The 12,287-nt window shown below is 43.1% G+C and carries 9 protein-coding genes; 5 read left to right on the forward strand and 4 right to left on the reverse strand.

The features are described from left to right. Positions 1-138 precede the first annotated feature (138 nt). Entirely contained in the window at positions 139-2,478 is a 2,340-nt protein-coding gene (locus NIES1031_RS19300) for a transglutaminase TgpA family protein (RefSeq protein WP_073551101.1), read from the reverse strand. 483 nt (positions 2,479-2,961) lie between these two features. Here NIES1031_RS19300 and NIES1031_RS19305 point away from each other — a divergent pair, with 483 nt between their 5' ends. Then, the gene (locus NIES1031_RS19305; RefSeq protein ID WP_073551102.1) at positions 2,962-3,450 is read left to right on the forward strand and encodes a hypothetical protein; all 489 of its coding nucleotides are present in this window, start codon (positions 2,962-2,964) and stop codon (positions 3,448-3,450) included. A 96-nt stretch (positions 3,451-3,546) separates the two neighbouring features. On the opposite strand, the gene sds is transcribed toward NIES1031_RS19305, so the two are convergent. The 3 genes from sds to NIES1031_RS19320 all read right to left on the reverse strand — a co-directional run bounded on the left by sds (position 3,547) and on the right by NIES1031_RS19320 (position 7,567). Next, complete coding sequence (sds, locus tag NIES1031_RS19310; RefSeq protein WP_073551103.1) at positions 3,547-4,518, reverse strand: solanesyl diphosphate synthase; 972 nt, start codon at positions 4,516-4,518, stop codon at positions 3,547-3,549. Positions 4,519-4,732: 214 nt separating this feature from the next. Next, on the reverse strand, positions 4,733-5,578 hold the full coding sequence (gene murI, locus NIES1031_RS19315) for a glutamate racemase (RefSeq protein WP_073551104.1): 846 nt from the start codon (positions 5,576-5,578) through the stop codon (positions 4,733-4,735). An 84-nt stretch (positions 5,579-5,662) separates the two neighbouring features. Beyond that, positions 5,663-7,567, reverse strand: coding sequence for an N-acetylmuramoyl-L-alanine amidase (locus NIES1031_RS19320; protein WP_073551105.1), 1,905 nt, complete (start codon positions 7,565-7,567; stop codon positions 5,663-5,665). 1,432 nt (positions 7,568-8,999) lie between these two features. On the opposite strand from NIES1031_RS19320, the gene NIES1031_RS26130 reads away from it, so the two are divergent. The 4 genes from NIES1031_RS26130 (at position 9,000) to nusB (ending at position 12,242) form a co-directional block, all read left to right on the forward strand. Then, on the forward strand, positions 9,000-9,131 hold the full coding sequence (locus tag NIES1031_RS26130; RefSeq protein WP_269086033.1) for a hypothetical protein: 132 nt from the start codon (positions 9,000-9,002) through the stop codon (positions 9,129-9,131). A 456-nt stretch (positions 9,132-9,587) separates the two neighbouring features. After that, the gene (hpsJ-B, locus tag NIES1031_RS19325; RefSeq protein ID WP_073551106.1) at positions 9,588-10,397 is read left to right on the forward strand and encodes a hormogonium polysaccharide biosynthesis protein HpsJ; all 810 of its coding nucleotides are present in this window, start codon (positions 9,588-9,590) and stop codon (positions 10,395-10,397) included. Between the two features lie 408 nt (positions 10,398-10,805). Next, positions 10,806-11,492, forward strand: coding sequence for a DUF502 domain-containing protein (locus NIES1031_RS19330; protein WP_073551107.1), 687 nt, complete (start codon positions 10,806-10,808; stop codon positions 11,490-11,492). A gap of 114 nt (positions 11,493-11,606) precedes the next feature. Continuing rightward, positions 11,607-12,242 carry a transcription antitermination factor NusB gene (nusB, locus tag NIES1031_RS19335; RefSeq protein ID WP_073551108.1) on the forward strand — a complete coding sequence of 212 codons (636 nt, stop codon included), beginning with the start codon at positions 11,607-11,609 and terminating at the stop codon, positions 12,240-12,242. Positions 12,243-12,287: the final 45 nt, after the last annotated feature.

The following is a 12,287-nucleotide window of genomic DNA, read 5'->3' on the forward strand; positions in this document are numbered from 1 at the left end:
CTATAGCAGGGGTTAGGGTTAAACTCCCCTCAACGAAATCACTGTGAGCTTCTATCATGTCCTGACTACATATTGACTATTACGATAGCTTATTAAGAGCTTATTAAGACGTTTATAGCAACTTGCCTTCCTGAGAAGTTACATTGTTGCTTTATAACCTCTTTGGGAGATTTTTCTATTGGATAGCTGATATTTTTTCAAAGTTTGCCACTGCATTGTTAATTCTTCGACATCAGGTAATTGTCCACCATAGCGCCAACTTAGGTAAGCTTGGCAAATTTCCTCAATGACTTTAGCAACGCTTGTAGGATAATGCTGATGCAATATTTGTGCATATTCTAGTGGTGTTTGAGCAGCGTGTTTGTGTAAGCCTTGCGTTGCTGTCCAATCAAGCATTTGTTGGTACAATCTCTCGATTGGATGTAATTTGGCTAAAGTCTGGTTTCTGCGCCAAATTCGCCATTGTTGTAAACCTAACCAACTTAAGAAACTGATTCCAGTAGCAACAATTAATGCCGTTAAAACACCCAGCCAACCTTGAGAAAACAGCGCAATAAACCATGCGATCGCCGCAGTTATTCTATCCGACACTGCCGCGAATAGCGTATTGAGAAAACCCGATACAGGGCTTGGTAACCACCCAGCAATCCATTGCCAGAATTTTTGCAAAACACTAAACGTTTGCGCCTCTTCGACTGAAGGCGGAATCAACGGGTGTCCTGGAATTGGATCGAAAGTAAACCAGCCATATTCAGGAAAATATACTTCAGTCAATGCATACGCATCTGTGTTACGTACAATATATAAACCTGTAAACGGATTGAATTCTCCAGAAGTAAAGCCCACCGTTAACCGCGCCGGAATCCCAATAGAACGCAGCATAATTGTTAATGCAGTAGAAAAGTGATCGGGATAACCACCTTTGTGTTTAAAGAGAAAAGCTTCGACTAAATCTTCATTTTCTGCAAGATACGGAACTAAAGGATTTTCTGGAATAGCGTAATTCTGCTTGAGATACTGCGCGAGGTATAAAGCTTGCTCGTAAGGCGATGTGAGTGCTTTTTCTGATTGTCCTACACGTTGTTGATTATAGTTCGCTAAGATTTCTTGAGTGCGTTGTTGTACCCGCGTGGCAATTTCTGGTGGAACTTGTAGATAATAATTACTGATATTTTTTGGGTAATTTGTTGACGCTTGTCCTAATAAAGTGCGATCGCGGTAAGGAACTTGCGAAATTACAGTATAAGTGAGATCTTTCGATAATCCCACAGGCGATCGCAAACCGCCTTCTGGATCGACCGCAATTTCGGGTGCGGGAAAGAATATTTGCGTAGGATAAGCTAACGCTGGAATTAAATTTGGTAAGCTAGAAACGATGGTATACGTTTGGACAACTTCTCGCGTCGCTCCAGCGATCGCAGGTGGTGATAAAAATATTTGATACGACCAAGTTGGACGTTTGAGGTTGACGACTTGTTCATTACGCGAAATTTCCCAGCCTTTACCCGTATAGTGATCGAATCCCAAGACGCGCCAAAATCCTTCCGCTTGCGATCGCACCCGCATGACAACTTTGGGTTTCATCTCGCCGCGTAAATTTTGATTAATCTCGCTATTAAACCCGTAGTAAAAAGTTTCGTCTACATCTGTTCTCCCTTGGGCGTCGCTACCACTACCGCCACTTGTTCCTCCACCGCTTCCCTCGCGCACGTAACCTGGATTAACAATACTGCGCCCATCAAATTCTTGAATATCAATCGGCGCACTTACAGGAAATGTTCGTAGCTGATAACCTGGAAACCGAGGTAAAACCGCAAAAACAGTTAAGCCTAGCCCCACAGTAACTAAAAATAGTATTCCTGTGCTTTTGAGCGTAACGAAGGAAAACTTCTCCCCTTGCCCCTCATTCCTTACCCCTCGCTCCTCAATACCCAATCGCGAACGATAATCTAAAACTAATACAGGTAAAGCGATCGCCAAAAAAAGCAGTAACAGTGGTGCAAACGCTAAAGTCTGACTCAGTGTGCCTGCAACTGCAAGTAAAATTAACCCGATGACGATGGAATAGCCTAAATCTTTGCGACGAGGTAAATCAAAGCTATGACAGACGTGAAGTTGAATTAAAAGTTCAGCGAGAAGAACCCTGGTATCATTTAATTCTCCCAACAAGCGCCCAAAAAATGCGGCGAGTGCTGCTAACATCGCAATCGCAATGCAAAACTTGGTCGGAATATTGCGATCGTGACGGCGATACCAACTCCAAATTGCCCCAACAATACTCAAGGGTACTGCCCATAAGCTAAACTGCGTTTCTGCTGCAACATCAGTTGCAATAATTCCAACAGTGACTAATGCTTGGACAAGCGATCGCAAAAGTCGCGATTCTTCGATCTCAGTGATTTCTGTTGCCCTAGGCTGTCGCCACTGATTCCAACCAGATAGCGCAAGCGATGCTTTAATTCGATTTCGCTGTTGCATTCTGGATGATTTAGTCATACTGTTTTTGATAGTAAGTTAATTAAATTTATGTAATATTTTTAACGAACTACAAAATTTATAGAGAGTGAGGCTTTTATAAGCGAGTATTGTTAATAAAGTAAAAAAGTAAGTGGGTAAAAATAAACATAACTTAAGGACTGGTAATGAGTCATTGGAAAGAGTCTCTATTCCCTATTACCCATTACCTGACAATTTTAAGTGTGATATTTAATTATGCCTACTTACTTATAAGTTAACGAATAGCAAGATAAGTAAACTAGCGCAATCCCACTGAATCAACTTGCTGATATTTAAATAATTTTGGTAAAACAATTACGTAAATGTACTGAAACTGTGATTAGAAAAAAGTCTTGATAAAAGATTCAGTAGAACTACGGTTTCATACTAACGAATGGTCGCACCAGGCAACTATCCGCTTTGGGCTAAACTCAAAGGGTAGCAAGAGCTTTTTCGCGCTCGATTATGAATTTAGACACGCAAATTCAATTATTGATTGATGATGCCCCTCAGGATGGCATTACACCCAAAGTTGTTGCAGCGATCGCACCTGGATTAAAACTGCTCGCTGAGAAGTTACATCACTTACAGTACTACATTGTACAAAGCTTAGAACAAGAATGGGTAGTGACAACTTTACGCAGTCGTGATGAACCCGATCAGGAGAAACGTGTTATTTATGCTTTTCCCACATTAGAAGATGTTGCTACAGCTTCTGATGCAACTGATATTGATCCAGAGTTAATTGCTGTCCCAATTCCGATAACTCTTATCCTCTTTCAGCTAATTGGTTTAGAAACTGTTGACAGTATCATCTTCTTTGAAATGCCAGGTGATACAACCAACGGCATTGAAATTTGTCGTGAAGATATGCAGCGATTAGTTCAAGTTCAGTTGCAGCAATCTCCTTTGTCAAATACACCTTCTAACCACATTCCTCCAAATATCGCCTAATAGAGAACAGAGGAAGCAGGGGTGTAGAGGAGAAATACTATAGAGAACTTCTTGACTACTCCTAACCACTGGTAACTAGCTACTAGCCACTAACTACTAATATAATCGAGTCAAAACGTAATCAGCCATATTAATCAAAGCTTGGCGCGATTCAGAAGGTGGTAAAACATTGAGATGTTCAACGGCTTGAGTTGCGTGTTGTTTAGCTAATTCGCGTGCTTGTTCGAGACCTTTACTATCTTGAATAAGCGCGATCGCTTGTTCTAAATCACCTTTTTGTGCAAATTCGCGTTCGATTAAGACTTCTAAATACGGTTTTTCTGCCAAAGCAAATAGCACTGGTGCGGTTAAATTACCACTTTTAAGATCCGAACCAGCGGGCTTACCTAAGACGTCGGCTGAACCAGTGAAGTCAAAAATGTCATCGACAATCTGAAACGCTAAACCAATATCACGCCCATAACAATACAAATGCTCTGCAACTTCGTTTGATACGCCGCTGAGTACACCTGCGGCTTTACAGCTATTCGCAAACAAAGTCGCGGTTTTATAGTAGCTCTTTTTCAAATAAGCTTCAATAGATAAACTTGTATTGAATAAAGTGTCGCCTTGCTGAATTTCTCCAGCCGCAAAATCCATAATCACTTCTGATAAGAGCTTAACGACTTCTAAATTGTCTAAGTTAGCCAAATACCAGGAGGATTGAGCAAAAAAGAAATCTCCTGCCAGTACTGCTACACCATTACCAAATAGGCTATGAATCGTCGGAACACCTCGCCGCATTGCGGATTCATCCACCACATCATCATGAATCAGACTTGCGGTATGAATCATTTCTGTAATTTCAGCTAAGCGACGATGACGCAGCGTAATGTCTTCATCCAACATTGTTGCTCGCGATACAAGTAGCACAATTGCTGGGCGCAGCCGTTTTCCTCCGGCTCCGAATAAGTGCTTTGCCGCTGCGAAGAGTTTGGGATGGCGTGTACCTACTAACTGAATTAAGTTTTCTGACAGTATCTGTAGGTCTGCTTCGACGGGGGAAAAAAGGAAGGTGGCTGAGGTCATGTATAAGCCGACTCAAGCTTTAGTTAAGAAAATTTACATAATCTGTACTCATTTTAAGCTAAGCCTTGGCGTGGGGGAAGTTTTATGAGGAAATCCGTAGAAATTGTATTGCATCGTCAACTAGGAGTGAGGGGTGAATGGTTAGCCTTGAGAGTCAGTTTGTATACATTCTTTTTGCTTTACGTCTCGTCTATTTGCTTTCTCTCCTTGTGCTCTAAACTAATCTTGACTGGGCTGGTGCTAGGCAAACCGCTTCAATGTCAGGAGTATAACCTAACCAAGGTAAGGAAGACTGGGCAAACCGTTGAGGACAACCAGTGACACAAAAGCGTGTTGGTGAAGGGGGATGAGTATTTTTTAATCCTAATAATTCTAGTTCTTGCGCCGTCGCTGCAACGACATACTCAGCCGGATCAATAAGTTTAACAGAGCGTGGTAAAAGCGATCGCAGTACTGGCGCAAGATGAGGATAATGCGTACAGCCATACACCAACGTATCGATGCGCTGTTGTAATAAGAAAGTTAAATAATCGCGTGCAACTTCCTTTGTATAGAGGTCATGAATGCGATTTTGCTCGATAAGTGGCACAAATTCAGGACACCCTACTTGCCACACTCGGACACTCGGATCGATTTCTAATATTGCACGTTTATAAGCATTACTCGCCGCAGTTGCTGGAGTCGCGATTACGCCGATTCGTTTACCTTGCTGTACTGCTGCTTTTGCTCCTGGCAGAATCAAATCGATAATTGGAATAGGAAATTCTTTTTGTACGGTGTCGAGTGCCAGCGCTGAACTTGTATTGCAAGCCGTAACTACCATTTTGACTTGCTGCTGAAGCATCCAGGTGAGAATTTCGCGCATGAATTGAACAATTTCACCTGGCGAACGAGTGCCATAAGGAACTCGCGCTGTATCTCCAAAATAAATAATAGACTCTTGAGGCAGTTGGCGGTAAAGCTGATGTAGTACCGTCAGACCGCCTAAGCCGCTATCAAAAATGCCGATCGGAGCGTTTTGTACTTGATGTAAATGCGAAGAGACAGAAGTATCAGCCACAGGTTATTAGCTAAATTGAACGAAGCACAGATGCTGAGTATGAATTTTGGCATAAAACACCAAAATCGCCAAAAAATCAGATAACTAGCGCCCAAGGTACTCTAAAATACCCTGCGCGATCGCTTCTGCCATTTGCGTTTGGTAAGCAGCACTTCGCAGTCGAGGATTATCTTCACGACCCGTGACATAACCAAGTTCAACGAGAACCGAGGGCATCGAAGATTTCCGCAAGACATAAAATCGGGCGCGTCTCACGCCGCGATCGCGCACAGTCACGCGCCGCAAAATATTGCGATGAATCACCTGTGCTAAACGTTGACCGCTAGAAAAATAGTAGGTTTCCAACCCATTGACATCAGGACGACTCATCCCCATCGAATTCGCATGGATACTCACAAAAACGTCCGCATTAGCGCGTTCGGCGATCGCTACGCGCGGCGCGAGGTCAACAAAGTAATCCGAATCGCGGGTCATTACGACTTTTATACCTTCTTTCTCCAAAATGGCGGCAATTTGTTTAGATATCGGCAAAATCACCTGCTTTTCTTGTAATCCCCCGATGCCAATTGCGCCAGGATCTTTCCCTCCGTGTCCTGGATCGATAACGACGACAGCACTCTGTTTAGGAGGATTAGGCTTCGCAGGAGGCGATGTGGCAGGCTTTGGTGGTGTAGCTGGTTGCGGTACAGGTACGGGGACAGGCTGCGGCTCAGGTGGCGGTGTTTGCGCATTCGCAGGCGGTAGTAAGATCGAATTAGCGCGGGAAAGTTGTAAAGCGAGGATATCTTGCCCTGGCTGATTAAGTTCGCCGATCCGAACTCCTGTTGCTGGTTGTACCCAAATTGTGACGGTACGCGAGTCAGCCTGCTGCAAACGCACGCGGAGTACCGGACTATTAGAAGTCAGCGCGGGTCCTCGGACATTACTTGCTAGCTGCGCATTCGGAATTGTAATGCGATACAGTCCTGTCGAGCGATCCCAACCGCCTGTATAGTTAATCTTTTCACTCGCTCGAATCAATAATTGCGCGCCATCAATCGTCAATTCGGCGGCTTGAATTGTTGCCAATCCTGACGAAGGTGTATTTGTGTTTTGTGTCAGAGTATTGACAACGGTATTAGTATTACTTCTTCCCTGTGGAAGGACGACTAAACCACCAAAACGGCTAACCGTTGCTTGCCAATCAGGTCCATTTCGGTCTACCCGCATCGTCATCCGCGTTACGGGCGGTGAATTTTGAACTTGATTGAATTGAATTCGACCAACTCCGTAACGATTGATTGTTACTGTCGGCTTTTTCGTTAGCTGTGGTGATAATGAAGCACCGACTAAATCGACATCAATTGTACCGCGATCGCTACTGCGATTCACTCTAATCTGAGGAGTTCCACCACCACGGGTGCGGACAAAAAGTCCGTCTCCTGTCACCTGAACATTTTCGACTTGTACAGTTGCAGCCGTTGTTAGCTTTTCTAGGGCTGGGGGTGTGCTGTTTGTCGTACTACGCCCTGGCACAATCGCTGATAATAATGGCTGCGAAGGCGAAGCATTAGTCATTGTTTGTGCCGTTGGGGACGATGGCGCTGGTGGGCTAAGCGCGATTCGTTCTGGCTGGGGTAGCTGTACGCTCCACTGACTCGGTGTTGCTCCTTCAAATTTCACCTTCTCCGGATCGAGCTTGTAACCAGGACTTAATTCAATTACTACACGAGCCGTTTGTTCGTCAAATTGACCAACTCGGATACTGCGAATTGTCCCGCCCAGATCTTGTTTTACTGTAGGACGATCTAGTTTGGTTCCTGGTAAATCGATCACTAATCGCATCGGATTAAAGATCAGTTGTGCTTTCGGTTGAACAGCACCCTCCGTCTTGAAATCCAATCGATTGCGATTAGCATCAAAATTCCACGCTCGAAGTTTCGCCGCCTCTGCGGGAGACGATAACAGAAAAATGCTTAAAGTACTGGGTAGTAGCCAGTGAAATCTCACAATGCTTTCTCCTAATTCATCGCATTCATTTCGCGCAGTCTACGTCTCCTTGATCTGCTCTTATTCACTCCATCACACACTGATATATCTGATATGCCGCCCTTGAGTATACCTGAGGATCAGGACATAACGCGTATGGCAGCGATAAAACCCACTTCACGATTTAAGAGCAGTGAGCTTAAAAACTCAATCTTGACTTAAAGGCGAAAGCATACACTAAGTCGTCAATCACAATCAACAGTCGCTGGCTTCAAGTCAATCACTCGTACAACCGCGACTGTAACACTGAGATTTCGTCTTGATTGAGCCAAAGGTTTGAGATGCATCCTTTGCTGCTCAAAGGTTACTTCTACGAAAAGTAACCTAGATTCTCAACTTTGGTGGCGAAATCCCCCGCGGTTGAGAATTTTAGTTCAGCAAATTTATTAAAAATGCGGACGGAGATTGAGAGATTGAAGTTTCCGCTGTCACCTACAAAATTTAACAGAGAATAAACTTGGAATAAATTTAACTTCAGTTTTGTCTAAAATCAATTACTTCATCAGGTGAATTGAAAACTATTTGCCAGAAATTCTTTTCACGTTTGGCTACGTACAAAAAAAGCTGTCTCAGTTCTCTACTGCTTCGCAACGAGTGATAGCTACCACATAACAGGTTGATGCAGTGTAAAAAACTGGCACATTTGTGTAACGCTATTCCGGCACAAGACCTGATAATTTTAATGCTAACTTTAGACTGTACTCTCAATTTAAAGCCCAACTCTTTAAATTTGTACATATCTTTACAGGATGCTTTGCAAGTGAGTCGCTTTGTCGTGCGCAAGCATGGATTTTTAGCTCCTATATTGAATAGCTACGTGTATAAAAATGAACTAAATTATTACGGTCATGCGCTTTTCTGTAAGTAATTCAAAAAACATTGATTATGGCTTCCTGCGATCGTTTTGTTAATCTACTAACCTATAAAATACACATACTGCTGAATTGCTTTAGTCGGAAGTAGATTTTTAAATTTTCAATTGGTCGTAAAGGTTTGCTTATGTTTATCAAGATATAATTATTACAAAAGACTCAATTTCTGTAGTTATTGAAGCCGCGAACTTGCCACAAACACTAGCAAGTATTCAGTTTGATCGCATGCTATAAATTATTGTTGTCGATGGTAGTAGTAGTCGCGATCGCACAGTAGAAATCGCGCAACCATTTAGTGCGAAAGTTTTGTCTGCACTTGTGGCGAATCGTGAGGTTTAAATAAATTTGGTTACTTTGTCACCAACAGATAATGTTTTATGGTTTTTGCACACTGATACCCGCCTCTCAAAAAGATTTGATATCTTGGTTCATCAAATCTTAAACACGCCTAAGCAAGACAAACAACTAGTTTTTGTGCTTTTCGCTACACATCGATGTAGCGCTACTGAGTTTAAGGATTGTTGAGTGCGCAGCATATTGGCGATCGCGCTAGCTACAAATGCTTTATGCCAATCGAGCTTATTTTTATTGAAGTCAGCGGCTTTTTAGCAGATTGGTGGCTTTCCTCAGTTACTGATTATGGAAGATTTTGAATGATGTAGCGGTTATAAGGACGTATTACGACTATCTCAGCATCTGCGCTCGCCTCAGCACGTCGTTTGTTGCGCTTAGGAGTTTGGCGAAAAACGATAATTAATCAACTAGCAATTGTCGTTTACTTGAGTAGCGTTACACCTTAAAAAATGCTCAATGTCACTATCAAAATAATAAGTTAAGTATCCTGTTTTGACCAAAGAAAGCAGAGATTAGAGTGTATTTTCTAAAAAATAAGATTTTTTTCTTGCCTTCGCGATTGTAAAATATTTATTGACAGAAATACATAGCTGTCTTCTTAAATAAGAATATATGTACTTTTTGCAACTTTCACTAATATCAACTACCTTATATAAAACTCGACAGTTGGAAAAATAATTCATTACGAACCAAATGAAGATAAAATACTCTTCTAATGCTCGCTCCTTGCACCTGGCACTGAAAAGATCAAAACAATGAAAGCACTTAATAACAACATATTATTTTCTTCACTGGCATCCCGAACCTTGAAAATCGTAGGAATCATCCTCATCTTGGCTTTTCTACTTGATTTTGTTTTATTGTTATTTCCGTTTCGAGCGCAAACTCAAGCATGGCAAATTAACTTCGCCACTCAAATTATTGACCGTGGGACAATTCCTATGGTAGGGACAGCCTTACTTTTAGCTGGTTATTGGATCGAAAGCATTGGCACAGACGCTACTTGGAGTCACCAAGCAGGACTTAACTTAAGATTTCTTGTATTGGTTTTGGCAAGTTTGTTAGGGCTACTTTTTCTACTACTTGCGCCGCTACACGTTAATAATATTTTACAAGCAAGGTCAGAAGCGATCGCCCGAATCAATCAAGAAGTATCGCAAGCCGAAACTCAAGTCCAAAGCCAAATCGCCGCGCAGCGAACTCAAATCCGTACTCAAATTTCCGCTATCTTGCAAGACGAACAGCAAGTAAATGCCGCACTCCAAAGCCCACAAATCCCAGAGCAAATTAGAAACATACTGCAACAAGCTAGAGAAAACCCGCAAGCCCTCGATCAAATCATCGACCAACAACTGAATGCGGATAATGTCCGCAATCAAGCTTTAGAACAGATTCAGCAGCGCAGACAAGAAGTCGAACAACGCGCGCAAGAACAAGTTCAATCGGGAATTGGCAGTGGTATTCGTAGTTTGCTGCTGTCGATTGGTTACATTTTAATTGGCTGGACAGGATTAAGAAACATGAACTCGCTACCACCAGATCGCCCGAATTACACTGACTATTAATGAGGTGATGCGCTGCACTCCACAACTTCATGAGTAGTGCTACAATAATTGAAACAAATCTTCACAGCTTTTAAAGAATACAATAGAATATGCAACCAATTGCAAATGACCTTAACTAAGGCAGGGCTACGATTTACGCACAAGTCTAGACTGGCGTTGCTCCAAGCTTTTTCGCCCCCTTGCATCCCCACCTGTGGGGAGTTGGGGGGCGGTTCGCCAGGGACTTGGCTAGATACCAACTATTTGTGTGTACACGGTAGCTAAGGCAGGGAGAGGGTGCGAGGATAATAAAGTTATGTGTCAGTATTATAAGATAACAGTTTTCCTCAGTGTGTCGTATCCTAATTTACTGACTCACCGCAAACAACTCAAAAGTCAAGTGCCAGTTACAAGGAGAGTGGGCGATTTGTGTTTGAACGCCTTAAACAAGACTTAAAAAACGACTTGATCGCAGGGCTATTAGTAGTCATTCCACTGGCTACTACAATTTGGCTAACCGTTACGATCGCGACATGGGTTATCGACTTTCTCACACAAATTCCTAAGCAACTGAATCCCTTTGATGGTATGCATCCACTTTTAGTGGATCTGTTAAGTCTAGCAGTAGGGTTAACCGTACCGTTATTTAGCATTTTGCTCATCGGTTTGATGGCGCGCAATATTGCGGGACGGTGGTTGCTCGATGTGGGAGAGCAACTTTTGCAAGCGATTCCCTTAGCAGGCTCAGTCTACAAAACGCTTAAACAGTTGCTAGAAACTTTGCTAAGAGATAGCAACGGTAAGTTTCGCCGCGTTATCTTAGTAGAGTATCCCCGCAAAGGAATGTGGGCGATCGCATTTGTGACAGGCAGCATCAGCAGTGACATCCAGTCGCAATTAGCTCGCCCTGTATTGAGTATTTTTATTCCGACAACTCCAAATCCAACGACTGGTTGGTACGCAATTGTCCCCGAAGATGAAGTTATTACCTTAAAAATGTCGATCGAAGATGCCTTTAAGGTAGTTATCTCTGGAGGTATCGTTGCTAGTCCTCCCATACAACCTTTAGTTGTTCCTAAAGAGCGTACACTCGAATCACCACGTGGTGAGTTTTGAATTGTGAGCGTAGCGTACCGAAAGTATTTATTAAAAAAATTTATAACTCAGCACTCATAACTCCCCGTCTTCTACTTCCTCTGACCCCCGATCCCTGACCCCTAACCTCTCATTATGCAACCTCGTAGAATTGCCCGCGAACTGGCTCTACTTAGCTTGAGCCAACTACCAAGTTCACCCGAAAAACTAGAAACACAGCAACTGTCAAATATGGTGTTGGCAGCCGTCAGGACTTTGACAACCGAAGTTCAAGATACATTGACGACCGCCGCAGCCGAACTACAACGCGCGAGCGATCGCTTATTAAGTAGCGAGACACGCGCCAGCGACTTACGCACCTCTAGGTCAATGGTAGATGAGTCAATTCAACTCACTCAAAGCGCAATTAACCGAATTGGTACAGCGCTAGAACTACCCGAACTCATTCAACTAGCAAACCAACCTGAATTTGACGTTCGTACCTACGCGCTACAAGTTGTCCGCGCCGTGAATATTCATCGCCCAGAAATTGACGAACAGCTAAATGCTGCATTAGTCGATTGGCAAGTATCGCGTCTTGCACGCATCGACCGCGACTTACTCCGCATCGCAGTTGCAGAGATATTATACTTAGGCGTTCCAGATCGCGTAGCCATCAACGAAGCGGTAGAACTTGCTAAGCGTTACAGTGGAGATGACGGACACCGATTTATTAATGGTGTTCTCCGCCGCATCAGCGAACAAACACAAGCTGCTTACCCAAAATCTTAGCAGCAGGGATCTCGGCTGCATTAAACGAGAGTTGGTAAATTAAAC

The sequence above is a fragment of the Chroogloeocystis siderophila 5.2 s.c.1 genome, assembly GCF_001904655.1.
GTDB classification, from domain to species: Bacteria; Cyanobacteriota; Cyanobacteriia; order Cyanobacteriales; family Chroococcidiopsidaceae; genus Chroogloeocystis; species Chroogloeocystis siderophila.

Coding starts and splice junctions, on each gene's coding strand:
- NIES1031_RS19300 (WP_073551101.1), bottom strand. CDS start 2,478: ATGCAACAGCGAAATCGAATTAAAGCATCGCTTGCGCTATCTGGTTGG.
- NIES1031_RS19305 (WP_073551102.1), top strand. CDS start 2,962: ATGAATTTAGACACGCAAATTCAATTATTGATTGATGATGCCCCTCAG.
- sds (WP_073551103.1), bottom strand. CDS start 4,518: ATGACCTCAGCCACCTTCCTTTTTTCCCCCGTCGAAGCAGACCTACAG.
- hpsJ-B (WP_073551106.1), top strand. CDS start 9,588: ATGAAAGCACTTAATAACAACATATTATTTTCTTCACTGGCATCCCGA.
- nusB (WP_073551108.1), top strand. CDS start 11,607: ATGCAACCTCGTAGAATTGCCCGCGAACTGGCTCTACTTAGCTTGAGC.